Source organism: Aneurinibacillus sp. UBA3580 (assembly GCF_002375825.1).
Taxonomy (GTDB): Bacteria; Bacillota; Bacilli; order Aneurinibacillales; family Aneurinibacillaceae; genus Aneurinibacillus; species Aneurinibacillus danicus.
On the sequence record NZ_DFMZ01000063.1, the window covers coordinates 1 to 24837 of the forward strand.

Consider the following 24837-nt stretch of genomic DNA (forward strand, 5'->3'; position numbering starts at 1 on the left):
TCACAATTTTCACAGAAAAAAGGCTGCCGCACCATAATGCCGACAGCCTTTCATCCCATAAATAAATGCTATAGTAAGAAAAAGTCTTACAGTTTTACCACGTTAGCAGCCTGCGGTCCGCGGTTGCCTTCTGTGATATCAAACTGTACGCGTTGGCCTTCTTCAAGCGTTTTGAATCCGTCGCCAGTGATAGCGCTGAAATGAACGAACACATCATTACCGCCTTCAACTTGAATGAAGCCATAGCCTTTTTCTGCATTAAACCATTTAACAGTACCTGTAGTCATGTATAAACCTCCAAAAAATTACTCTAATATGCGCCTTACTCATTTACCGGGGCAAAATAAAAAATTCGCATATTATCAGGGATTGCATTAACGAAAATATAATCCCTGATAACATGCGAATTATATGTTCCTGCTTCTATTGCTATTCCTAACTTATGAAGTAAGTATACCACACAAATCCAATGATAGCAAATAAGAAAAACTTGCGGGCGTTTTTCCTCGATTACATATGGAGGGAAAGCATATGCCGCTTTATCACCGTAAAGTGACATATGCTTTCCTATACCACAAAAAGCCCACTATTAAAACATGTCATTGACTCTTTCGTCAACTACTCACGACTAAAGTTGCGAGCTTGTAACTACCCGGAAGTGCAACGGTTCTTGTGAACCTCCTTCCTTAGAGTGGTGTTACTATAGGCAGGTTGACAGCTACCCAACTACACAAGTCATGCTTGTGCAGTCACTTCAGCGATGTACTCAATTCCTTTTCGCTGAAGATTGATCGCCCCAATGCGGTCGTCATTCGATGTATATCCGCAAGCCTTACAGCTAAATGTATGCTTTTTCTTGTTGCGGTTTGCCTTCTTTGTATGTCCACATTTCGGGCAAGTTTGTGAAGTATATCGCGGGTCAACAGCAATCACCTTAGACCCATTCATCCGTGCTTTATATTCAAGCATGGTGCGAAGTTGGTAGAATGCCCAAGAAACCGTTTCATAGCGATCTTTTATTCTTACACGTTCCGTTGCATGGCGAACACCTGTTAAGTCTTCCACAACAAACAAGGTATGGGCTCCATATCGTTCAATGAGTGCCTTTGATACCCGATGGTTTACATCAGCCATCCAACGGTTTTCTCGTTGACCGACTCGCTTCAACTTTCTACGAGCAGAAGCGGTACCCAATTGTTGTAATTGCTTACGCATATGTTTGTACTTTGAACGCGTATCTTTGATGGATCTTCCGTTGAAAAACAGGGTTTTTCCCTGAGAATCATAGCTGACCGCTACAAAGTTCATGCCCATATCGACTCCAACTACCTGACAGATGTCCTGTTCAGATGCTTCTGGAATTTTTTTCGTCATCGGAATATGCAGAAAGAACTTGCCATACTTGTTGGCGAGTTTTGCTGTACCAAACGACCACGTTCCGTCAAAGTATTGTTCCATACCTTTCGTTTCAAATGGCACTTTCACCCGACCGCGAAGTGTATTAATCGAAAATAATCCTTTGGTAAGAGAATAGTCTCGATTCCATACAAGATCATATTGAGGTTTCTTGAATTGTACTTTTGTCCAATCGTGACCGTTCCCTTTTAAGGATTGATAGCGAGCAATCACTGTTTTCATAACAGACTGCGCCATTTGAGAACGCAAAGAAAAGAGGGAGCGCAAGCTTTCGTAGGTCATTTTGTGCAGTTTCGCTTGCGCTAATTGCTTTGTATCGAACACAAGCGCTGATACAAAATTACAACCAGAACGGTAAGCGTCAAGAGTGGTTCTCAGCAAATTCATTTGCTCGGATGTTGGGTTGATCTTGATTTTAGCAGTCATGGTGATTTCCATTAGGCACCCCCTCACTTTCACCAGGTTAATTATACCCTGGTTTTTAGTGAGATTAAACCAAAAGGAAGGGAGGAAGTAAAGGACAAGGGGGAAAGGGTAGGCTCGTTGACACACCTAAAGGTGCGCCTGAGCCTGGCGTAAATTCCTCTCATGACTGAAGTCACGAGTGTCCTTTACGCAAATAATGAATACGGAGGTCCGGGGGTTGCCGGGCATTATCCGGCCAGTCCCTCCTGTCGCATCCTATGCTCCAATAATCTTCTGCACGCGTTCTTCTTCCGACAACCCGGGACACGTATAGCAGTACCGCCCTTCCGGCAGACAATAATTAAAACAGCATTTTTGACGCAGCCGCACGCTGGTTCCTTCTTCTTTCGGATGCGGAAAATACACATATTCTTCCGCGAAAGGATTTTGTTCCACGCCTTCGAACCATCCCGCCGGCGCATCAGACGTCAAAAAATGAAAATCGTCATGAATACGCCGCCGCTCCGCTTCGAAAGTCGCCCCTTTCAGCCATAGTTCGTATCTATGATAGACGGCAAAAGATAGATGCGCCCATAACGTGCTCATCCCTACTCCCGTACGCTGGGCCACCGTTCGAAATACGGGGCCTACCGTTTCCGTAAAAAGACGGTATACATGCTCTTGCCGCCAACGTTCCCGGTCCTGCGGCGGACATACGCTCATCTGCGTATGCTTAATCCGTATGCACCATTGCCTGTCTTCATCAAATCCAAACGAAAGATTTGCGAGCGAGAAATCAAAACTGCGCTGCAGCTGTGTGATACTATACAAAGCAGCCAGAGGCACCTGGCAATAGTAACGCTTCACAAACAAGGACCCGGCTACATGGGGTTTCGTTGCTCCGATGTATTCCCCGGTCTCCTTCAGCAATCTGTCCATGCCGAATGCCGTCAGCAAATCCGATCCCTCCACCGGAAAAACGACCTTTTCTTCCGCTCCCAGATATGTACGAAATTCCCGTGCCAGTGCTTTGCAAGCCGTCACTTCGTCCATAGAGCCTCTCCTTTCCGAAAAACAAATAATAATGATAATTACTATCAATTGTAATGGATCGTTTCGACTCTTGCAACAACTTTAGCACATTCACTATCCGTTTAGGAGCGCGGCGCCCAAAGCATAACCGACACCCCGATAAGGCATATCACACAGCCAAGCCAATCGTAGAAATCAGGCGTTTTCTTATCGATTCCCCATCCCCAGAGCACGGCCAAGATGATAAAGACTCCGCCGTATGCCGCATATACGCGGCCAAAACTCGGAAAGGATTGCAACGTTGGAATTACGCCGTATAACACAAGGATAAGGCTTCCGATCATGCCATACCAATAAGACGCCCCCTCGCGCAGCCACAGCCAAACCAAATACCCTCCGCCGATCTCGGCAATCCCGGCCAGCAAAAATAAAAGAATAGCTTGTGACAGATCAGCCTACCTCCCGTCTTCTATATAAATCATGCTTGATATTTCGACATTCGATATAACAAATCCCCTGTACCTTGCTATTCTAGCATAATACAGGGGGAATCCTTCGTAAAACGTTATCTTCTTGTATACAGAAGGCCTTCCGCAATTCCAATAAAATATTCCGATTCACGCCGAATGTGATTAAGCACCGTAATCGCAGTCGGATTGCTTTTCAGTGGCTGGCTCTCTGTGCCCAATTGATTCAGAAGCAAAACGAACTGCCGGCTCTGCTCCAGCGCAAAACAGACCCATTGCATAATCTCGGCCTGCAGCGCCGGGCTAACACGGTGTCCGATTCGCACGACTGCTTCAATATACCGCACAAACATTGCCTGCGTCTGCGACAGCGCCTGCTCCCATGCTCCCAATGCCTGCACGAAAGCCGGCTCCAGATTAGGTACGAGCGCGCGTATCACTTGCGTATGCTCTGCCTCCTGAAGTTTCCAGAATTCTCCTTCATCCAGAATGCGGAGCGGCATTTTCTCCCCGTAATAAAACTGCATCGGTTTTCCCCCTTTTCATGCGGATGCCATAGCCCAATCAGTGTATGTAGGCAATGCAAAAAGGGTGAAAAAGGGGGAATACCGTGATGAGTCTACAGATTCCAGAAAAACATGATGTGCGTAAACACGCCTACCACCAGCAGAAAATCTGCAATAGCCAACAAATACCGCTGCTTCCAAAGCGAGAGGGCAATCCCTGCAATCCCCAACAAAAACGCGGCCATTGCCGCATATACGGTAGGATACAGCGCTCCTCCAATATACGCCACCGTATACACGAGAATGCTTAAAAGCAGCAGAAGTTCAATCATTTGTATTGCTTTTGAGTTTGCAAACATACCACTTCGTCCTTTCCCGCTTAACCGAACGATGTAAGACTGAGAAGTCCAAATGCCACGGCCGCAGTTAGAATGATGCTCCACAGCACAATCCCGATGCTCATCCAGATGAAAAGCTTTACGGAGTCTGCCCCGGCCGAGACGCCGATAGCCGCCCCAAGCGGCGCACCCGTAAGCAGCGGCGACGCAAGGCCTAGACCGATAACTCCGTATTTCTGCCAGATACGGGCCATCCGTCCCTGTTTCTTGTTTTTCCGCTCCATACGTCTTACGAGCCAGCTGCGCAGCGATTTTCCCAGAAAGATGACGATTGCCGCTGCGATGATAGAGCCTACCGCACTCGCTACGCCAATCGTTACCGGATGCAGCCTCAGGGCAAAACCCAGCGGAATGGCCGCCCACAGTTCAAGCACGCTCGTACCGATGACCGAAATGATTTTCATCCATTCTGCCATGCTCACTCTCTCCCGTTATTTTCATTCTTTTCACTATTGTTATACGGAAGCGATTGGTAATGGTTTCGCAACGTAAAATCTTCCAAAAGGAATTTACCTCAGGTCCTGTCCTGGGCAAAGTCTACGTTTATTGTTTTTCGTTCAAGGGCTACCTTCATCTTACTATACAATTAATTGAGGGGAGTGAATTGATTGCTAGGTAAGAAATAAGATACTTTTCTGTTAAGAACGTGCTGGCGATGCGGCCTGTGAAAGAAAAGAGAGTGAGCTAAAAAAGAGACCCGGCTGAGTGGTCTTACCCCTGTCAAGTAGACTGTGTTAAAAAAGCCTATATTTTTTATAATGAAGAGGAGCGATGGCACTCGCTCCTCAATAATCGTTCCCCATTAGTTTTATAAAGAAATATTAAAAAGATTTCCCTAATTTCTGTAACTCATTTACCGTTACAAACTCGTAACCTTCTTCAGACAAACGTTTTAATATCCCTTCAATTACTTTTAGTTCATTCCCTGTATTATCATACATTGGATGTAATAAAATGATAGACCCAGGTTTTACATTTTTATTTGCATAATTCACTTTGTCGGAAACAGAGGTATAATAGGTGTCTGGTTCAAGATTCCAAGTAACAGTTTGTATATTATGTGTTTTTAAATAATAGGGTAATCCAATAAGTTTTTTGCCATTTGGTGGACGAAAATCAATTTCTCCCTTAAAACCTGTTTTACGAATCAATTGGTTGGTTTTTTCTATTTCCTGCTTGATAAAAGAAGTGCTTTTGAAAATCATTCGCTTATGAGAATATGTATGATTTCCTATTTGATGCCCTGCTTCTGCTATTTTTTGCCCTTCCTTAAGGTTTTTCTCCAGCTCATTTCCAATTAAGAAAAAGGTGGCTTTTGCATTATATTTATCCAAAAGGGTTAATATTTGCTCTACATTTTTTGAAGGACCGTCATCAAATGTTAACGCCACTACTTTTTTATTCGTTTCTACATGACTGGTTAATTCTCCAAATAACTGGTATGTTCTCGAATTCATTAATTTATATGTACTGAACAATAGAAGGGAAAATGCTAGTAGCACTATACAAAATATGACTATTCTTTTTTTCATTCATTTACCTCTAATCTTACTTGAATAGACTTTATACTCTTTAATCATCACTCATTATATCAAACTAATATAAGAACGGGTAATTCTTATTCCACAAATCTGCTCGTTAGATTAATAAGAAAATTAACAATGATATTAATAAAGCCTATTTATTAGTCTGAAAATAAATATAAAAATTTCTGTTGTAAATCGAATGTATGTTCTTGCGTAATTCTAAATAAGATCATACGTTCTTGTTTAGAAGGGGATGGGATGAAGAAACTTTCCAGCAGACAGCTTACCATTCTTGATTTCATCAAGAAGGAAGTCAAAGCGAAGGGATATCCGCCATCCGTTCGTGAAATTGGCGAAGCAGTAGGGTTAGCTTCAAGCTCTACGGTGCATGGCCATTTAGCTCGCCTTGAAAAGAAGGGACTTATTCGCCGTGATCCAACTAAACCTCGCGCGATTGAGATTTTAGACGGCGAATCAAAAAGCAATATATCTGTTCTTGAAAAAGTGAAGATGGTTAGGGTTCCGGTCGTGGGTAAAGTGACAGCTGGTTTGCCGATTACAGCTATAGAATATGACAGTTTACGTGCATCAAAATTCAATGTTTAGAATACCTTTCGATACTTTAAGAAGAGAATGGGGCTTTATGGTAAAATCATTATAAGGGAGGATTAAATGAATGAATAAGATAGATATTGCAATGACGATATATGTGATTTTTATGATGATAGCTACATCTATAAGCGTTAAGTATGGTTCCACTATGATTAAGAAAACAGGATTATTTCTGCCACAAACCCTTATTGCGGGGACTATTAACTTAGCATTAGGTGTATTTGGAATAATGGGATGGTTCTTTTTCTCTTGGAAAGTTAACGAGTTTTTATTTTTTGGAGGGTTAGTTTTAGGCTTAGGTTTATTGGTTGTAGGCGAGGTTGTTTTGCTTACAGTTTTATTTCTAAAGCGTAAAAAATGGATGCAAATATACAATGATAGCTTAAATGGGAGTAGTAGTTGAAAAAAGAACCTATGCACTGAGAATGAACTGTAACCCAAATAATGGACACTTTAAAAAAAGTCCGTTATTCGGATTACAGTTCACGACAATAGGAAATCGTTTTTTATTTACAAAATCAGTTGATTTATATTCCAAAGACCAGACGACGCGATCTACTCACCGAATCAGCCGCAGGGCAAAGCCCGATTCCCGGATCAAGTTCCAATGCCTCGTTATGCAGCGCTTGCTCATTCTCATTCTTTGCCTCTGCTTTTCGATTCTTCTGCCCCATTTGACCTTCCCTCACTTATCTACGATTTTGCCTTGGTTTATCGTAAGAATTCTGTTCCCCAGCTTTTCCGCTTCCTTCTCATCGTGGGTAACGAGAAGAACAGGAATCTGCCAGAGGCGGTGAAGCTCCAGCAGCTCATCCTGGCACTGCTGCCTGGTTTTTGCATCAAGCGCCGAAAGCGGTTCATCAAGCAGCAGCAGCTCCGGTTTGCCTGCGAGTGCCCGTGCCAGTGCGACCCGCTGCTTCTCCCCTCCCGATATTTGATACGGATATTTGGGAAGCAAGTGCCGAATGCCAAGAACCGTAAGCAATTGGACAACGAAAGCGGACGAGACCGCCTCCCGTTCCTTTTTTACCCCGTATAAAATATTTTTCTCAACCGTCATGTGAGGAAAAAGAGCATAGTCCTGAAAAAGATAACCCAGCTTCCGCTTTCTGGTCGGGAGCGGCTTTTGGCCCGTTTCAAAAAAGATGGTGTCGTTTAAGCGAATCGTTCCCGAATCCGGTTGAATAAGTCCGGCTACACTGTTCAATATGGTCGTCTTTCCGGCCCCTGACGGCCCGAACAGCACCACAATCTCTTTTTGAACGGTAAAATCTACGTCAAGCTGAAAGTAAGGCAGCTTTTTCTGTATAGTAACGGCAAGCATATCACTACCCCCGTCTTATTCGTCCCGCCGGGAAAACCGGCGCATGTTTTTTCGCCCCCACCAGTTCAGCCACATCATGGCGCTGAATCCGAGCGCAACGATGATAACCGCCCAGATGGTTGCCTTCTCCATCTGTCCCGCCTCGGCGGCAAAGTAAATAGCAATGGGCAAAGTGTCCGTCTTGCCTGGAATATAGCCGGCAATCATCAGCGTGGCGCCGAATTCGCCAAGCGCCCTCGCGAATGAAAGAACGAGACCCGCAAGAATTCCCGGCCAGGCGAGCGGAAATGAGATGGTCCAGAAAACCCGCCATTCCGAGGCCCCCATCGTGCGGGCGGCTTGTTCAAGCTTCTCGTCCAGCGTTTGAAAAGCGGCAGCGGCAGCCTGGTACATCAGCGGAAACGAAACGACCACCGATGCGATGACTGCCCCTATCCACGTAAATACCACCTGAACATCAAACCATTCTGCCAACAAACGGCCGATCCATCCGTTTTTCCCGAATAATACGAGCAAGCCGAATCCTACCACGGTAGGAGGCAGAACGAGCGGAAGCAAAAACAGCGACTCGATTACGCTTTTGCCCGGAAAACTTCGGCGTCCGAGCCAAAAGGCCGTGCCCACGCCCGCAACAAATACAATCAGCGTAGCAATCCCGGCCACCTTCATCGACAAAAACAGCGGATGAAAGCTCACGTCTGTCACGTTGTATTCACCGACTCTCTCTATTTAAACCCGTACTTTCTCAATATTTTCTGTCCCTCTTCGCTTTTGAGGTACGCAAGGAACTGTCTGGCTTCTTCCGGATGCTTTGAGTCTGTCGTAACGGCACCCGGATATACGATAGGGTTGTGCCATTCCGGCTTGGCCGTCGCCAGCACCTTAACTTTTTGCGAAGTTTTAGCGTCACTCGCATATACCACACCCACATCCGCGTTCCCTGACTCCACATACGTAAGCACCTGACGAACGTCCTTGCCCAGCACGAGCTTGTCCTGCACTTTTTCCCACATGCCGAGCTTCTCGAGCGTCTCCTTCGTGTAGCGGCCAGCAGGCACGCTTTCCGGTTCCCCGACGGCTATATTCTTCAGCAGTTCCGGCTTGATGTCTTCAAAGGTACCCACCTGTAGCGGACTGCTTTTTGGAACAATAAGCACAAGCTCATTTCTGGCAAAATCGGCACGCGAATCTTTTTGGATCGCATTTTTCTCCTGCAGCCTGTCCATATCTTTCTTGCTTGCTGACAGAAATACATCGGCGGGCGCCCCCTGCTCAATTTGCCCGGCGAGTTTGCCGGAACTGCCAAAACTGTATGTAACCGAAATTCCGTTATGTTTTTTCTCAAATGCTGTTTTTACTTCATTCAGCGCATCGGTCAAGCTGGCTGCCGCCAGCACGTTTATTTCTTTTGGGACATTGGAGGGATTGCCTTCTTCTTGATTGGAGCCGCTCCCGCACCCGACCAGAGCAAAAATAACGACTACTGCGGCTAATAATAAACTAATTGATTTACGCATTTTTCTTCCCTCCCACATGGTAAAATATTGAATTCTTTTATAGTTAGATATATTTAATTATAATTAAATATATCTAACTATAAAAGAAGAAATCATCTGTTTATATCTCTACGGAGGACTATTATGAACGACATCTCTTATACAACCGAAGAAATCGCAAGCATTTTGAAAGTATCGAAGCTAACCGTATATGATCTCATCAAAAAAGGGGAGCTTGCGGCCTACCGTGTCGGCAGACAAATGCGAATCGATGCCAAAGATTTGGAAGCCTACAAAGCCAAAACCAAAAAAGGAGCTTATGCGTCGCCGCAAGCCGCTCCCGCACCACCCGCATTTTCCCCTGTTAGCCAGACACCGTCTGTTCCGGCAGGACAGGCAAGGTCAATTGTTATTAGCGGACAGGACATCAGCCTTGACATATTAGCCAAACATATGGAAAAGCCGCAGACTACGTATCGACTGCTCCGCTCCTATATGGGCAGCCTCAATGGTTTGATATCGATGTACAGGGGAGAAGCGGATATCGTGAGCACCCATCTCTGGGACGGGGACAGCGGTGAGTACAACATCCCCTATATTCAGAAAATCCTCGTAGGGCACCGCTATCTCGTCGTCAATCTTCTATCACGCTGGGTCGGATTTTATGTAGAAAAAGGAAACCCCAAGCACATTGAACAGTGGACAGACATAAATAAACCGGGTATCCGGTTCGTCAATCGGGAGAAAGGAGCGGGTGCCCGCGTGCTGCTTGATGAGCAGTTGCGCCTTCACCAGCTTCTTCCCGGGACGATCCATGGATACGAGAGAGAGGAGACAAATCATTTAGGCGTAGCCGGAGCGATTGCCAGCGGCGAAGCGGATGTGGGTCTCGGCATCGAAAAAGCTGCCTATATCGTAGGAATCGATTTCGTTCCGCTCATCAAAGAGCGCTACGATTTGGTCGTATTAAAGTCTGAGTCCAATCAACCATTATGTGATTTGCTCCTCAGCACCCTGCGTTCTTCTTCGTTTCAGCATAAACTTAATGCCATCGGCGGATATGATCTATCGTTAACAGGAAAAATCGTATACGAAACGCCATAAACACTGCCGTATTCACTTTGCCTGGCAGCAAGCGTTATGGGACACACAAAAGCCGTTCTTCAAAGGAAGCGCCCTGCTCCTACCTTTGAGAACGGCTTTCTTTCTGCACCTGCTCTCCTGCGCCCGCTTTCTTCTCTTTCTTCGCATCGGTGCCACCCGGTACGGCGGTAGCCGGATTATACGGTTTGTCCGTAGGTCCAAGCCCGATATATTTTTCGTATATGTCATATACGGCCCGGGCAACCTGGCCGGCCGATCCGCTCCCATAGCCCCCTTCCGGGACAACGACAGCCACGGCCAGCTTCGGATTGTCCGCCGGAGCGAACGAGATGAACACACCGTTATTAATCTCCCTGTATTTATGCCAATTTACCTTTTTTGAAAAATCGATGGAATCCGGGACATAAATGTCCTGCTGGGAGGTCCCCGTTTTTGCGGCCACGCTGTACGGAAATCCGGCAAACACGCGATTGGCCGTACCGCCCGGCTGTGTTACCATCACCATGCCCCGGTGCACGATGTTCCAATAGGAATCCGGCACATCAAGCTTACTTACGACTTCAGGTGTAAGCACACGAATCGTTTTCCCGTTGCTATCCACGATACGATCAACGACTTGCGGTTTCAATCGGATGCCTTTGTTGGCAATGGTGGCCGCATACTGGGCCAGCTGCATCGTCGTATAGCGCCCCTGCTGGCCAAACGAGGATTGTACCATGGCAGCCAGCGGGCCATACTTCTTGTTCATCGTCAAAAAGTCTTCGCCCCCGGATGATTCTCCCGGCAAATCGACGCCCGTTTTTACCCCGAGTCCGAAGGCATGCAAATATTTCTGCAACACCGGTACGGAGTTCTTTTTATGCTTTCTGCTTAGCTGATGTCCAACATACGCCATGTACGTATTGGACGATTTTTGAATCGCAATCTGCGGAGTAAGCGACCCGTAGTTGTGGCCGCTATCATTATGAATCACGTCTGATGCGCCGCCATAACGGTATGCGCCCGGATCGGACCAGTATTGTCCAGGGTAAATGACTCCCTCGGCCAATCCCATTAATACAGTGCTCGGCTTAACTACAGAGCCTGCCGGCACAATCGAAGCAGGATGCTTATAATTTTCCATGACCGCAGCATCGCCCGTTTTCGGACGTACATCATGCGGTGCGCTGCGGATCGTACCGTTTGTAAAAGAAAACTGATTTTTTTCGTATGTCTTAAGGTCCGGCCCGGCAGCCCAAATGTTAGGATCATATTCCGGATAGCTGACCATGGCAACAATTTTGCCCGTTTTTACTTCCATGGCAACCACATACACATTTTTTGCGCTGCCTACGTTTTTTCCGGTGGCGCGAAGTCTGGGCAGAAAATTTTTAATGAACATGCTTGTCTCCAGTTGAACGCGCTGATCAATACTTAAATACAGGTTATTGCCCGGTTTAGGCGGCACTTCCGCAATCTGGCGAACAATCGATTGATCGGCGGTCACCTGATATATGCGGTAGCCATTCTCTCCACGCAATTCTTCTTCATAACTGCGTTCAATTCCATCGTAGCCCACCATCTGATTTGGGAGATAGAAATCTTTTTGTTGACGATAGAATTCGATGCCCTGATTATCGGCCACGTTGAAAGGACGGACATACCCTACGGCCTGTACAGCGACTTGTTTTTTGTCATATTCACGAATCGGCTTTGTGACGACCGTAACACCCTTTAGCTCGGTACGATGCTCCGCCAGGTAGGCAATCTCCTGCTGTGTTAAATCATACTTTAAGTCTTTCTCGAGAAACTTTGAGGTCATGCGCGGGACTTTAACAACCTGACCGTTTTTATACTGCAGCCCCACATCCATTTTCTCCAGCAGACCTTCCTTAGTCGCACCGGACAAAATTTTCTCAAGCTTGGTCGCAACCGCAATAAAATGCTCCTTGTCCATATCGTCCAGTTCCCGAAATACGGCGGCGAACGAGCCTCGGCTGTGGACGATTAAATTTCCGTTTCGATCGTAAATATTACCGCGCATGGCGGGAATGGCTATCTTCTGATCGGATTTTCGGGATGCTTTGATCGTATACTCCTCTCCTTTTACGACCTGGATATAGGATAGGCGGAAGATAATGAGCGCAAATACCAAAAATATGAGAATCAATAAAAAATTCAGGCGCCGAAAGATTTGCTTTGCCCGTTCATTTTCTCTCTCTTCATGCTTAAACACGACCCACGCCCCCGCTTCATTCTTCAAAAAAGCACAATCGAATCCTCTATACTCATAACGTAAAAATGCATGAAAAAGTTTCCTTTTTTTACAATTTTATTTTATTGGCCTACTATCACGATAAAAAGCATTCGTTTTCTCTTTTCACTTCGATAAAGTTCAGAACCGATTTGGCCGTCGCCAGCGGATCCATTGTTTGCCGGAACTGAGTCATATTTTGTATAAGAAAAGCTGCGCCCTGCGGACCTTCCAGCAGTTTGCGCATCCACCCGTCAATCTCCTCTTCTGTATTGATGCGAACGGCCAGCTTGCGGCTTATCAAAAAATCGCTGTTGCCTTCTTCGTGCCCCGGCAAAGGCCGGTAAATAAACAGCGGAAGCTTTTTTGCCAGCGCTTCAAAACAAGTTAGTCCGCCCGCTTTCGTATGGCCTGCTCCCACCGCTTCCGACAAAATAAGCACTTTTTTATTCAATGATAACTCCTCCGTGATACAAATACGTGTATCCTTGCTCTCTATTATTTATTTGTCGACGTCCGCTTTTTCTTTTATACATGGACACAACCGCGCGCACGTTTATTCTCCGTAAAAAATACCCACAATGAGAAACAGTATGCTTCATAATATATGCACGTACAAGGAGATAAAACCATAATGGCAAAAAAACGGGTTTCATTTCTTGAATGGGGAATTCTGCTTCTCTTTTTTCTGCCTGCTGCAGGCATTGTATGGGTTATCGGGGCAGGAATATATCATGTGGGCCATCGACTCCTGCACAGGCAACCACTCTTCCTGCGGCAGCCTGCTCCTTTCTTCTTTTTAACACTTATTTTTGCCTCGATTGGAGCCTGTATACAATCGTGGAAACCGATTTATCTTCTCGTCCCGATTATGATACTTGGGTATCTGGGTGTATATCTGTATACAAGAGAAGAAGATACGGCCTGGAAATCACAAAACTTCAGACATATCCTCATAGTAGGAAGCCTTTATATGGCTATAGTGGGGCAAATCCAATTACACAAAGGATATGTGTACGGGGGAAACTGGTGGCTTGGTATTCTGATAGGCATGGCTCCATTAGGGTTAGAAGAATCGGGGCGGTTGTTTGGCAGTGCATACAATCCTAATTTTACCGCCTTTATCTTACTGTTGGGTCTGGCAAGCCTGATTGCTAACATACTTCAAACAATCAAAAGCGAGAAAAAACAAAGCTTATTCTTCTTTCTATACATCGGGCTTATGTTCCCGATTATGCTTGCCATTGTACAAACCGGCTCTCGCACAGGCGTGGCGATTATGGTTCTTTTACTCACTTTGTTTGCATGGAAAGTAAGCCGGCTGGTAGCCATCACACTCGGAACCGTTTCCTGTATTCTTTTGGCATATACCGGGACCTTCTCAAGCATAATTCCGCGTTTTGATAGTATGGTACAATCATTCGAAACGAGACAGACTATCTGGAAATACAGCATCCAGGTGTGGAACAACTCACCGTTTTTTGGTGTAACGCCTCTTGGGTTTCAACAAGCTTATGCCGCATTTGAGAAGACGGGAATTACTCATGCGCATAATCTGTTTCTCGGCTTCTTTTGCGAATACGGAGTTATCGGAGGTACAGCGTTTCTCCTTTTTACAGGTTCGTATTTGTATAAAGGAATAAAGTTGTTTGTCATTTCAAAATGGAAAGAACAGCAAATGGCATTCTTCTTCTTTACACTGCCTGTTCTGCCGCTCACCGGTATACTTGATCACCCGCTCATCTCGCCGCAGACAGCTTTGATAGCCATCATGCTGCTCGGAAGCTGGGAACGCGCGATACCAGCGGTTCAACACGACAGTATCCCAAATTCGTTTCAGAAAAGTTTACTATGTAAAAAACAAGCCGAAGCTGCCTCAATAAAGTAGTCAAATCGTCCAAATAACTCCTCGTTACACGCCATTATAAAGACTCCTGTATTCCTGGCCGGGTACAGGAGTCTTATTACGGCGGTCTGCCAGTCACCTGCATTTATCGGTATATGCCTGTGCCGGAAAAAACGTGCAGAGGTCCCTTTTTTTGCATCATCCGCCTATTCTTTTAAATACGGAGCCAGCGAGTTTACGACCGTTTCCAACTGTTTGGCTTGCTGCTGGTACATCGCTTTTGCCGCCGGATCGTTTGTATCCAAAGCAAACAACTCCAAATCGGCCTGAACTTTTTTAAGAGAGGCTTCAAGCAACGGCTTTTGCTTTGCCTGGGGTTGGGTCATTTTATCATAATAAAAATCGATGTATACATTGCCGGTAGAGTCGATTTGGGCAAGGAAAACCTGTTCGAAGCTTGTGCCCCCCTGCTTCATTATCTCCCCCAGTAACCATTCTCTCGAATATCCAAGAGATGACAGCGTCGCATCTATAACATTTCCGTCGACAATAACAGTACCCGGTGATTTGTGCTGCTCTGTTAACATTCCTAACAGTTTCGGCGTAACAGGTTCTGCATCCGATTTTTTCAGCACACTGATTTCTCCGTTCGTTTCCATCACTGCCATCTCGACATCCGAAAGCCGGAACGTGTTTTTAGCCCGCAGGCTAAGCATCAACTCGTCAACCGTCATACGTTCTTTTTTCATGTTTTCTTCAAGAATTTTTCCATCCCGAATCAATACGGTGGGTTCTCCGTCCATCAGGTGCCGCAGCTTATTCGATTTTAATTCCGTATAGCTCAACAGCATGGGAAGGGCTCCCCATATGATCAGTCCGATAATCCCATTAATGATCATAATGTTTTGATCGATTGCTAGCGCGGCAGCAATCGATCCAATGGTAATACCCACAACATAGTCAAAAAACGTAAGCTGGGAAAGCTGTTTCTTCCCCATTAACCTTGCCAGTAACAGAAGTAAAACAAAAGAAAGCAAAGAGCGAATAAGTATGAGAAGATATTCCGGCATTAAAATCCCCCATTCCGAATCTTTATGCTGTTAGTATTGTGGTTTTTGGGAAAAAATAAACCGGTAATATACTTCGGTTCAGGGAGGCGTTTTTATGCATCAACTCATGCCAGTAGGCCGGGCTGTATCATACGGAATTGTCATCATTTTATTGATGGTATGCGGATTTGCTTCTCCTGCAAGCGCAGCGAAAAAAATAGACCAAAATCCTTTGTTCCAGAAGACCACACGGGTTGAAACGCTGGTGGATCAGCAGCAGTGGCAAGAAGCTTCCGTAGAGGCCAATGCATTATCGGAATTATATAAAAAACAAAAATGGAAGTTACAACTGCTGGGAGATGAGGCAGAATATGAGGAATTGGAAGTCCAAATCATGAGACTTAAGGCGGCGGTAAATGAGAAGGCACAAGTCGAAAGCAAAATAACCGCTGCACACATCAAAGACATAATAAACCAGATTTATTCCATGTGAGCCGCCGGCTATAAAGGAAATACTGAAAAAACCCTGCAAGTGGTTTAAACCACTTGCAGGGCTTGCAATACGTCCGCTTTCAGGTCATCGATATGTTCGATGCCGACCGAGTAGCGCACGAAATTGGACGGAATCCCGGCTGTTCGCATTTGCTCCTCGTTCATTACCCCTTCCCACATCGCCGCTGTATGTACCACCAGTGAATCGATCCCGCCCAGGCTGACTGCGTTAGGCGACAGTTTCAGTGCGGAAACGAAGCGCTGCGTTGCATCATAACCACCTTTGATTGCAAAAGCGATCACCGCGCCGAACCCGCGCATCTGGCGTTTCGCCAGCTCGTGTTGCGGATGGCTGGCAAGACCGGGGTAATACACACGCTCAACCTGCGGCTGTGCCTCCAGGAACTCGGCCAAGGCGAGGGCGTTGGCGTTGATCCGTTCGATCCGCATCGGAAGCGTACGCAGACCACGCAATAGTAACCACGCATCCATCGGAGAGAGGACCGAGCCGATGGAAATATGTGTATGCCAAATACGTTCGGCTAACTCCTCGCTGGTGCAGATCACACCTGCTGTCAAATCATGGTGGCCGCCCAAATATTTAGTGGCGCTGTGAACGATGACGTCGGCGCCCAGGTCATGAGGGCGCTGATTGATCGGCGATGCAAACGTGTTGTCGGCCACGACGATGATGCCACGCGGGCGAGCCAATGCCGCCACGGCGGCCAAATCGGTCACCACTAAAGTCGGATTGGCCGGCGTCTCCACCATGATAAGCTTTGTATTGGGCCGAATAGCTTCAGCAAAAGCTGTGATATCGGCTTGCTCAACCACGGTCACTTCGACACCAAATCGCGGCAGCATCTCGTCCATGATTTTGGCGGTACTCATGTAATGCCGCGTCTGTGCAATCACATGGTCGCCTGCGCTGACCAGCGCCAGAAGGGTCGTAGCAATCGCCCCCATCCCGGAGCCGGTTACCAGTGCGGTTTCTGTGCCCTCAAGCTCAGCCATCACCTTCTTTACGCGCTCATGCACCGGATTGCCGTAACGCGTGTAATACCGGGGATGGCGGGGAGTTTCCGCCATGTCCGCGAATTCGGCGGCACTTTGTGCACGGAATGTGGCTGAGTAATAAATCGCCGGAGCCACCGTCCCATCGTTGGTTACCCAATCATCGGCGTGTACTACCAGGGTTTCGTTATGTAGTCCACTGAGATTCAGCTCTTCATGATTATAACGTTCGTTCATGCTCTCTCTCCTCTTTTGTTTGTGCTGGTCTCTTTTATCTTTCATTTCTTCAAAAATATTCTCGGGCCAGATGTCAGTTCAAGCGATTTCCTGAAATTTTATACAACGCTAGTATATAATGTATAATTGTATATTATATTATATATTTTGAAATAAACATATAAAAAATCAACAATGAAAAGTTTGAAATGTTACGCTCTTACATTTTTTACTTTCGTCTCTGCACTAACTGCCAAAGTATAGCTTCTGTGGGGAACAGGGGCATGTGTGCTTGCGTAGTTCCCCGGTAAGAAATTCGCTGGTACGGGCATCGACATCGTTACAGTATCCCCAATTACACACCGATTTCTTTAAGCTTGCCCTCATTCGGGATTCCCTCAATCGGGCATTCAGCTGTCCCTACGGTTTTCCGCGTGATTTTCTCTACATTTTCTCTTGCTTTTTCTGCATCCAGAACCCAAGTTCGATAGAAATCGAATGGACACTCGGCTACCCCGCGATCACCATCCCCTGAGTTTATTAAACCAGTATAGCCTCGATGCAAAAGCTTAAAGAGGTGATTCTGTGATTGTGCATTTTTTCTGAAATCACGAATCTGTGATACAGAGATTTCCGCATATTGTATTCCATTTTCTTCAGTCCCGCATTCTCCCAGCGTACGTCCGTCGAAACCAACAATTGCCGAATGGCCAAAGTAAGAGTAGACTCCATCAAAACCAGTAGCATTAGCTACAGCGACATACGTATTATTGGCCCAGGCCATCGCTTTAGCCATCATAATTTGCTGTTCTTTCGCCGGATACATATACCCTTGGGGCCGAACGATGAGCTCAGCTCCCTTCATGGCACAATCACGCCAAATTTCCGGATAATTTCCGTCATCGCAAACAATTAAGCTGATTTTAATACCTTTAGGCCCTTCGGTTACATAGGTCGTATCTCCAGGATACCAGCCTTCAATCGGAGTCCAAGGTATAATTTTTCTGTATTTCTGTACAATTTCCCCTTTATTATTAATAAGAACTAACGTGTTATAGGGAGCTTTGTTGGGATGATCTTCATGTTTTTCACCTGTAATGGAAAAGACTCCCCACGTGTTCGCTCTTTTGCATGCATCTGCAAAAATCTCCGTTTCTTCACCCGGGATGGAAGCAGCCGTCGCGAACATTTCGTCTGAATCGTACATAATTCCCATAGTGCTGTATTCCGGGAAAATAACCAGGTCCATTCCCGGCAGCCCTTGTTTCATCCCAATAACCATATCAGCAATATTTTTAGCATTGGCAATTACCTCTTGCTTGGTATGCAGGCGCGGCATTTTATAGTTTACAACGGCAACTCCAACTGTATCATGACTGCTAGAAATATCTCCATGTCTCATTTTTCATTTCTCCTCACTTTTTCTAATTTTTTGAAAATATTACTTTTGAACAGACTTACCCTTCCAATAATCCCCCCTTTCAAGCACCCTTAATCAAATGGTTAGATATTTTTTGATACTATCAACAGCAACGCCTTCTATTTCCCCTGATTTAACAACTTCCCCCTTTTCCATGATGTAGAATCGATCGGCAATATAAAAATATAATGATTATTTATAAGTTATGATTATATTTTATGAGCATTTTTCTCTGCCGTCTTCTTCATTGTTATATTTCCTAACACTCTTTCTGTGAAAATCATGAAGGAAGAAGAGGGTAATCCCTTCTCTGTTTGGCCTGCTTATGCATTTCTATATAGCAAATACCATACCAAAAAACAACAATAATAATAGGTAATCTAATTCGACTTATTATGTTATAATAGTTGACACATTATATCTTCAAAGCAGCCCTCGCTATGGTATCACTGTCAAAACGTGTAATGATAATGTAAAATTATTTAACATTTACAATTTCTATAGCTCGTACAAAACTGTTACAAGTGTAAAAAGGGGGAAAGCTATGATGACGAAAGAGCACGAAATTAAAATCGGCATACTTTTTTCTCTTACCGGAACTACAGGGATTACGGAACGGGGACAATATCAAGCCTGTCTTCTTGCCATCAAGCAAATTAATGAAAAAGGGGGGATAGATGGTCGGAGATTATTACCTGTTGTAGAAGATATTGCTTCAGACCCTTACCTTACAGCTCAAAAGGCCGAAAAACTTATTCTGGCAGATAAAGTGGTTGCACTTGTGGGGCTTTACACTTCTGCATGTCGCAAAATGATAATTTCTACCCTGGAAAAATACGATACTCTGCTGTTTTATCCCACACAGTATGAAGGAGAGGAACAACATCGCAATATCTTTTATTGTTGTCCAGTCCCCAATCAGCAACTTCTTCACTTTATTCCATGGATTATTGAAAATCTAGGAAAATCATTCTATTTGATAGGTTCCGATTACATTTACCCTCGACAAACCAACCAGTTGATACGTTTTCTTGTTGAAAGCCACCAGGGGATCATTGTCGGAGAGAACTACAGTAGTCTGGGCAACCAAAAATTTTACCAATATTTAAAAGATATCGAAAGAGTAAACCCGGATGTCATTTTTTCTACTCTCGTTGGAGATAGTGCCGTTTCTTTTTATAAACAATTTCATCAGTACGGGATCAACAAGCCTATTGCAAGCTCGATCACCGCTGAGACAGAAATATCCACTTTACGAAATTTTTACACTAAAGGCTATTATTCTTCATTCCCTTATTTCAGCACCATTCAATCCAGAGTAAACCAATCGTTTGTAAACCAATACCAGCAAACATATGGAACGGATCGTATCAGTTCAGCTATGGAAAATGCATATAATAGTATTTATTTACTAACTCATGCATTAGAAAGAGTGAAAAAGCTGGATACGGATTCTTTAAGGAAGGCCCTGTCCGGACTAAGTTTTGAAGCACCACAAGGAAAAATTGTAGTGGACACAGAAACCCAGCATCTACACTTACACTCTCGCATTGGAAAGGTAAATGAAAACGGGCAATTTGATATCCTTTGGGAATCGGGAACCACTATAGCCCCGTCTCCTTTCTTTAAAAAATTACTTGATAGCGATAAAGACAAGCAAAACGTCCTTGGGACGGGAAAATTAGAAGAGAAGCTGGCCCAGTATGAAGTTCTTCTCGATGAAATTAAAAGGTCTGTTCATTTTCTCCCCTATTTGTCGGTTTTCATAGATATGGACGGAAATGTTCTGGACACCTATAATCACGGAATCGAGCTCCCTCCCATAACATGGACTCAAATCCAACCCGGGAGCCATATTAAAGCCTATTCAAATTTAGACGAAACGGGGTTGAAACTCGCCTGGGAAAGGAAAGTCCTATCTTCTGTCCAGGATACCATGCATACAATATCCCAGCTTCAAACCTGGCATTCCATAGGAATCCCCATCAGTTCCAGATCGGGTACCTTCAACGGAGTTATTGGCTTTTTTATTCAGTCTGATGAAATTTCAACCCTTAGTTTCATTACAAATTCCTTGGCGCGTATTGTAGAATATGCCGTGGATACCGTGGAACAAAAACATCAACAGGTATCCTTGCATACAATACTTCAAGATGTGTCTGCAATGATGAGTGATTGTCTGTATGTGATAAAAGATAAACGAATCGTGTTTACAAATGTACGGGGCCAACAAATGTTTAAACAAAAAAAGGATTTCGTAGAAAATATTATGGAAGACATCTTTAATCGTTTCCCGCAGGAGATACCATCTGTCTTAAGGAAGAAAGCAAACCATGATTTAGTTGAGATTAAAATCATTACTTCTGAGCCCTATTATTATGTATTCATTAAAGAGATAGGTAGCTCTTTGAATAAATCTCAGCCCGTCAAAGATAAGCGAAAAATAGTAACGAAAGATCTGGTAGGATCAAACGAGAACTTTTTAAAAGCCGTTTCACTCGCTAAATCCGCTGCCCAAACTACTGCCAATGTTCTGCTTCTGGGCGAAAGCGGGACGGGAAAAGAATTATTTGCTAGAGCCATTCATAATGAAAGCAACCGTTGTGATAAACCTTTTGTCGCCATTAATTGTGCGGCTATTCCAAAAGATCTTATCAACGCTGAGCTATTTGGATATGCAGAAGGAGCATTTACCGGGGCAAGAAGAGGTGGGAACCAGGGGAAATTTGAAGCGGCGAATGGCGGTACGTTGTTTCTTGACGAAATAGGGGACATGCCTCTGGAATTGCAAGCCTCCCTTTTGAGGGTTCTTCAGGAGAAAGAAGTGACCAGAATTGGCGGACACACCCCCATCCCCATTGACGTAAGAATCATTGCAGCAACAAATAAAAATTTAAATCAAGAAATTGCATTTAAAGGCTCCTTCCGAAGCGATCTATATTTTAGATTAAATGTGTTTACGATTGAATTAGTCCCTCTCCGTGAAAGATTGGATGATATTTCTGCGCTGGTTGAATACTTTATAGATGACTTGGTTGCAACGACGGGACGCCGTAAAAAAGAACTTTCTAGAGAAGCGTTTGATATTCTGATCAAGCACAACTGGTATGGAAATATTAGAGAGTTGAGCAATGTCATTGAAAGAGCGTTTTATATCTCGGATAATTCAGCTGTGATAACCAAGGAACATCTGCCCCGATATATTTTTCAACCATTAGGTGTTATGGACATGGAACTGGATTTTTCCAATCATTCCATAAATAATGTACAAGATATAAAACAGCAAAATCATGACTTAAACAAAAAGCTAATAATCAAAGTTCTTCTAAAAACAAACGGTAATATAAGTAAAACGGCAAAATATTTAGGGATTTCCCGCCCTACTCTTTATCGGAAATTAAAAGAATATGAAATTGAACTGTAAAATAACGATTTTGACTTGAATCTTGCAAAAAATTTATCGGAAAATATGCGGTAAGAACAACTCACGGGCGTTGCCGCTCGTCCTTTCTCCACACAGAGGACAAGCGGCCGCTTTGTGGCTCTTCGGCCGGCACACGCCTCGCGCGTTTTTCCCCGCTTACAAAATACGAAAAAAGGCGAACACCTTTTCCTACCTCAGATCTTCTTTCTTCTTCTCTTATTTCTACAAAAAACACCCTGCTCATTCCCGTTTTCAGGAACAAACAGGGCATTATCCCGCGTCTTCTAAAACATCTCTTTATTCATGTTTACGACCAAAGCAACGCTGACACTCATAAATATAAGACTCTGCCTGCTCTTCCATAATGTCACCACATTCACGGCACTCTTTCGGCGGCAGGTTTCTGTAAAAGTCCAGATTTCTTGTCATTTTTCATTCCTCCATTTACTATTTTTCCTGAATTTTTCTTGTTTTCATTGTATTATAACAGAAATGTTTTTGTCAACATTTGTTATATAACTAAAAACTCTTTTTTCTGTTCAAAGGAAAAGTTCCCCTCGTGCTACCCCTGTCAAAACGAAGGTCGATGCATGGATGCGAAATGATTAAAATGCCTTTACCGAAACGAATGCAGAGAAAACACCGGAAACCTTAAGAAACCCGCCGCATAAGCGGCAATCTCATACGGATAAAAATAAAGATGCAGCGCATCCCCGGTCACATAGAAAGGCTGATCCGGTTTTATTCCTTTATATTGTTCAAGCCACACGTACGAATATTCTTCCTTCGTCTTGATCTGCTTTTCCACGATGTCGCTCAGTACTTTTACTTAGTGAGAGTATATTGACGCGCACGGCTGTTATGCCCCCTCCTTTATCTCAGCCGCCGGTGTCCGGAATTCCCCGATAGAAACGAATCAATGCCGGATCGGCTTTGAGTTAGAGATTTACAAAAACTAAAAACCGAACATTAATCTCTTATTTTTCCTATTTCTTGTTTTTATGTTGAATAACATTCGTGTTTTCCATACAATCATGATAGCACCGTATGAAAGTCGAGGGGAACACAAATGGTACACTATTCCGGGCTTATTGCATTAGGCAGGCTCATCCGCTATTTAGAGGAACAGATTAGCGAAGCGACACTTAACATTCTCACGCACGAGCACAGAGAAGAAATCGCACGAAAACTCATCGAAGGGCTGCTTGGTCCTTCACCCGACCGGACTGTTAAAATCGAAACCAGCTCGGGAGAATATACAAATGAAATCGCAATCTTACAAATCGGAAAAAATAAATACCGATTTGAAAAGGATCATCATGAGGTATTTATTAGCAGAATGAATGATTACAGCTGCCGGATTACTCCGGATGCACACGGACTTCTCGTATATCACACGGATTACCCCGGAGTGATTTGCGATGTATCGCGTATTCTGGCAGAAAATCAAATTAATATTTCCAGCATGCAAGTATCGAGGGAACAGAAAGGAAAAAACGCATTATTGGTCTCTCTGACGGATGAAGCCATCCCGGAGAGCGTTACCGCCAAAATCGAACACATCCCGCAAATCACTAAAGTCCTCTCATTATATCCTCATAATCCACAGGAGGAGACGGCATGAAATATCGCTCTGTATTTGACATTATCGGACCGGTGATGATCGGACCCTCCAGCTCCCATACAGCCGGAGCGGCAAGAATTGGCCTGCTGGCCCGTAAACTATTCGGAACCCGGCCCAAAAAAGCGAACGTGACATTCTACGGCTCGTTTGCGAAAACATACAAAGGTCATGGAACCGACATTGCGATTGTAGGGGGAATCCTCGGATTTGACACATTCGATCAACGGATTACGCAGTCCCTCTCCATCGCAAAAGATTCGAACATGGAAGTCTCGATCCATGTATCTGACGATATTCCAAACCATCCGAATACAGCGCGCATTATACTCGACGATGGGAATAAAAAACTGAGCGTATGCGGCATTTCGGTAGGTGGCGGAAAGATGGAGATCACTGAAGTCGACAACTTTCCTGTACGCGTTACCGGCGATATGCCGACCCTGTTTGTCTGGCATGAGGATCGGTACGGACTGGTGGCGGCCGTATCTGAAGTGCTCGCCGCACATAAAATAAATATAGGATATATGGAGATGGCCCGCAAATCCAAAGGGGCAGAAGCCCTTATGGTGATTGAAACGGATCAGGCCGTATCGGGTGCAATATACAAAGAAATATGTGAACTGTCTTATGTGAACCGCGTTTCTAGCACTCCGGCTCTCTAAGAACAATGACATAAGGAAGTGACGAACAATGGCCTTTCGCACAATTGCGGAACTCGTTGAGCTCTCCGCTAAAGAAAATAAGCCGATCTCTCAAATTATGATTGATGTCGAAAGCGAAGTATCCGGTAAAAGCCGGCAGGAAATCATAGAAATGATGACACGGAATCTGGATATTATGGAAGAAGCGGTAAGACGTGGCATTGCTGAACCCGCCCGCTCCCGCAGCGGATTGACGGGAGGCGATGCGGTTCTTTTGCAAACGTATCTCAAAGAAAGGGAACCGCTGTCCGGGAGGCTCCTGCTGGATGCGGTCAGCAAATCGGTTGCCACGAACGAAGTCAACGCCAAAATGGGCACCATCTGCGCGACACCGACTGCCGGTGCCTGCGGCATCGTTCCGGGTACGCTGTTTGCCGTGGCGCCAAAGCTTAATGCCAGCCATGACCAGATGGTGAATTACCTGTTTACGGCGGGAGCCATCGGTTTTGTTATCGCAAACAATGCATTTATTTCAGGCGCGGCAGGCGGGTGTCAGGCCGAGGTCGGTTCGGCTACCGCCATGGCGGCGGCC

Annotated in this window: 27 protein-coding genes and 1 pseudogene; 9 read left to right on the plus strand and 19 right to left on the minus strand. The window is 44.9% G+C overall.

Translation table 11 applies throughout. The annotated features are described in order from the left end of the window. Positions 1 to 86: 86 nt before the first annotated feature. The 8 genes from B2899_RS09980 to B2899_RS10015 form a co-directional block, all read right to left on the minus strand. Complete coding sequence (locus B2899_RS09980) at positions 87 to 287, minus strand: cold-shock protein (protein ID WP_146809977.1); 201 nt, start codon at positions 285 to 287, stop codon at positions 87 to 89. Between the two features lie 448 nt (positions 288 to 735). Continuing rightward, a complete protein-coding gene (locus tag B2899_RS09985; RefSeq protein WP_286885492.1) occupies positions 736 to 1854 on the minus strand; it encodes an RNA-guided endonuclease InsQ/TnpB family protein in 1119 nt (372 codons plus the stop codon). A gap of 243 nt (positions 1855 to 2097) precedes the next feature. Further along, entirely contained in the window at positions 2098 to 2874 is a 777-nt protein-coding gene (locus tag B2899_RS09990; RefSeq protein ID WP_286885494.1) for a hypothetical protein, read from the minus strand. Between the two features lie 101 nt (positions 2875 to 2975). Then, a complete protein-coding gene (locus B2899_RS09995) occupies positions 2976 to 3302 on the minus strand; it encodes a YnfA family protein (protein ID WP_286885542.1) in 327 nt (108 codons plus the stop codon). 116 nt (positions 3303 to 3418) lie between these two features. After that, a complete protein-coding gene (locus tag B2899_RS10000) occupies positions 3419 to 3847 on the minus strand; it encodes a DUF2935 domain-containing protein (RefSeq protein WP_286885495.1) in 429 nt (142 codons plus the stop codon). Positions 3848 to 3939: 92 nt separating this feature from the next. Next, positions 3940 to 4185, minus strand: coding sequence for a hypothetical protein (locus B2899_RS10005; RefSeq protein WP_286885497.1), 246 nt, complete (start codon positions 4183 to 4185; stop codon positions 3940 to 3942). Positions 4186 to 4205: 20 nt separating this feature from the next. Next, positions 4206 to 4640 (minus strand): small multi-drug export protein, encoded by a 435-nt coding sequence (locus B2899_RS10010; protein ID WP_146809972.1) that lies wholly within the window; start codon positions 4638 to 4640, stop codon positions 4206 to 4208. A gap of 405 nt (positions 4641 to 5045) precedes the next feature. Then, positions 5046 to 5756: a polysaccharide deacetylase family protein gene (locus tag B2899_RS10015; protein ID WP_146811384.1), complete on the minus strand. Its 711-nt coding sequence runs from the start codon at positions 5754 to 5756 to the stop codon at positions 5046 to 5048. A gap of 252 nt (positions 5757 to 6008) precedes the next feature. Between B2899_RS10015 and lexA the strand changes: the two are divergent. Both lexA and B2899_RS10025 read left to right on the plus strand, forming a co-directional pair. After that, a pseudogene (gene lexA, locus B2899_RS10020) lies at positions 6009 to 6320 on the plus strand (transcriptional repressor LexA); the annotation flags it as partial. 106 nt (positions 6321 to 6426) lie between these two features. Further along, positions 6427 to 6765, plus strand: coding sequence for a hypothetical protein (locus B2899_RS10025; protein ID WP_286885499.1), 339 nt, complete (start codon positions 6427 to 6429; stop codon positions 6763 to 6765). Between the two features lie 124 nt (positions 6766 to 6889). Here B2899_RS10025 and B2899_RS10030 read toward each other — a convergent pair whose 3' ends face one another. Genes B2899_RS10030 through modA form a run of 4 tightly spaced genes read right to left on the minus strand, consistent with a single transcriptional unit; the run spans position 6890 to position 9203 of the window. Then, positions 6890 to 7036, minus strand: a complete 147-nt coding sequence (locus B2899_RS10030) for a hypothetical protein (RefSeq protein WP_286885501.1) — start codon at positions 7034 to 7036, stop codon at positions 6890 to 6892. An 11-nt stretch (positions 7037 to 7047) separates the two neighbouring features. Further along, positions 7048 to 7686, minus strand: a complete 639-nt coding sequence (locus tag B2899_RS10035; RefSeq protein ID WP_286885503.1) for an ATP-binding cassette domain-containing protein — start codon at positions 7684 to 7686, stop codon at positions 7048 to 7050. Positions 7687 to 7701: 15 nt separating this feature from the next. After that, positions 7702 to 8355 (minus strand): molybdate ABC transporter permease subunit, encoded by a 654-nt coding sequence (modB, locus tag B2899_RS10040; protein WP_414631766.1) that lies wholly within the window; start codon positions 8353 to 8355, stop codon positions 7702 to 7704. Positions 8356 to 8411: 56 nt separating this feature from the next. After that, complete coding sequence (modA, locus tag B2899_RS10045; protein ID WP_286885507.1) at positions 8412 to 9203, minus strand: molybdate ABC transporter substrate-binding protein; 792 nt, start codon at positions 9201 to 9203, stop codon at positions 8412 to 8414. Positions 9204 to 9326: 123 nt separating this feature from the next. On the opposite strand from modA, the gene B2899_RS10050 reads away from it, so the two are divergent. Then, positions 9327 to 10286: a helix-turn-helix transcriptional regulator gene (locus B2899_RS10050; protein ID WP_286885509.1), complete on the plus strand. Its 960-nt coding sequence runs from the start codon at positions 9327 to 9329 to the stop codon at positions 10284 to 10286. A 79-nt stretch (positions 10287 to 10365) separates the two neighbouring features. Here B2899_RS10050 and B2899_RS10055 read toward each other — a convergent pair whose 3' ends face one another. Both B2899_RS10055 and B2899_RS10060 read right to left on the minus strand, forming a co-directional pair. After that, positions 10366 to 12501: a peptidoglycan D,D-transpeptidase FtsI family protein gene (locus B2899_RS10055; RefSeq protein ID WP_286885512.1), complete on the minus strand. Its 2136-nt coding sequence runs from the start codon at positions 12499 to 12501 to the stop codon at positions 10366 to 10368. A gap of 115 nt (positions 12502 to 12616) precedes the next feature. Continuing rightward, positions 12617 to 12973: a hypothetical protein gene (locus tag B2899_RS10060; protein ID WP_286885513.1), complete on the minus strand. Its 357-nt coding sequence runs from the start codon at positions 12971 to 12973 to the stop codon at positions 12617 to 12619. A 180-nt stretch (positions 12974 to 13153) separates the two neighbouring features. Here B2899_RS10060 and B2899_RS10065 point away from each other — a divergent pair, with 180 nt between their 5' ends. After that, positions 13154 to 14407: an O-antigen ligase family protein gene (locus B2899_RS10065; RefSeq protein WP_286885514.1), complete on the plus strand. Its 1254-nt coding sequence runs from the start codon at positions 13154 to 13156 to the stop codon at positions 14405 to 14407. 164 nt (positions 14408 to 14571) lie between these two features. Here the strand turns inward: B2899_RS10065 and B2899_RS10070 are convergent, their stop codons facing one another. Beyond that, entirely contained in the window at positions 14572 to 15435 is an 864-nt protein-coding gene (locus B2899_RS10070; protein WP_146811376.1) for a DUF421 domain-containing protein, read from the minus strand. A gap of 94 nt (positions 15436 to 15529) precedes the next feature. Between B2899_RS10070 and B2899_RS10075 the strand changes: the two genes are divergently transcribed. Then, entirely contained in the window at positions 15530 to 15907 is a 378-nt protein-coding gene (locus tag B2899_RS10075) for a DUF4363 family protein (RefSeq protein WP_146811375.1), read from the plus strand. Positions 15908 to 15951: 44 nt separating this feature from the next. On the opposite strand, the gene B2899_RS10080 is transcribed toward B2899_RS10075, so the two are convergent. Together B2899_RS10080 and B2899_RS10085 are read right to left on the minus strand one after the other, a co-directional pair. After that, positions 15952 to 17157: a trans-sulfuration enzyme family protein gene (locus B2899_RS10080; protein WP_146811374.1), complete on the minus strand. Its 1206-nt coding sequence runs from the start codon at positions 17155 to 17157 to the stop codon at positions 15952 to 15954. Positions 17158 to 17491: 334 nt separating this feature from the next. Further along, positions 17492 to 18538: an aliphatic amidase gene (locus tag B2899_RS10085; protein ID WP_146811373.1), complete on the minus strand. Its 1047-nt coding sequence runs from the start codon at positions 18536 to 18538 to the stop codon at positions 17492 to 17494. 562 nt (positions 18539 to 19100) lie between these two features. Between B2899_RS10085 and B2899_RS10090 the strand changes: the two genes are divergently transcribed. Then, positions 19101 to 21980 carry a transporter substrate-binding protein gene (locus B2899_RS10090; protein WP_286885519.1) on the plus strand — a complete coding sequence of 960 codons (2880 nt, stop codon included), beginning with the start codon at positions 19101 to 19103 and terminating at the stop codon, positions 21978 to 21980. A gap of 297 nt (positions 21981 to 22277) precedes the next feature. Here B2899_RS10090 and yhfH read toward each other — a convergent pair whose 3' ends face one another. Next, positions 22278 to 22409, minus strand: coding sequence for a protein YhfH (yhfH, locus tag B2899_RS10095; protein ID WP_146811372.1), 132 nt, complete (start codon positions 22407 to 22409; stop codon positions 22278 to 22280). Between the two features lie 187 nt (positions 22410 to 22596). Next, a complete protein-coding gene (locus tag B2899_RS10100; RefSeq protein WP_146811371.1) occupies positions 22597 to 22800 on the minus strand; it encodes an RsiV family protein in 204 nt (67 codons plus the stop codon). A 249-nt stretch (positions 22801 to 23049) separates the two neighbouring features. Here B2899_RS10100 and B2899_RS10105 point away from each other — a divergent pair, with 249 nt between their 5' ends. From B2899_RS10105 to B2899_RS10115, 3 genes are all read left to right on the plus strand, one after another. Further along, positions 23050 to 23604 carry an ACT domain-containing protein gene (locus B2899_RS10105; RefSeq protein ID WP_286885522.1) on the plus strand — a complete coding sequence of 185 codons (555 nt, stop codon included), beginning with the start codon at positions 23050 to 23052 and terminating at the stop codon, positions 23602 to 23604. Next, on the plus strand, positions 23601 to 24266 hold the full coding sequence (gene sdaAB / locus B2899_RS10110; protein WP_286885523.1) for an L-serine ammonia-lyase, iron-sulfur-dependent subunit beta: 666 nt from the start codon (positions 23601 to 23603) through the stop codon (positions 24264 to 24266). Before B2899_RS10105 ends, sdaAB begins: the two co-directional genes overlap by 4 nt. 28 nt (positions 24267 to 24294) lie before the next feature. Further along, positions 24295 to 24837 (plus strand): L-serine ammonia-lyase, iron-sulfur-dependent, subunit alpha (locus tag B2899_RS10115; protein WP_286885524.1); only part of this gene is annotated, 543 nt, incomplete at its 3' end.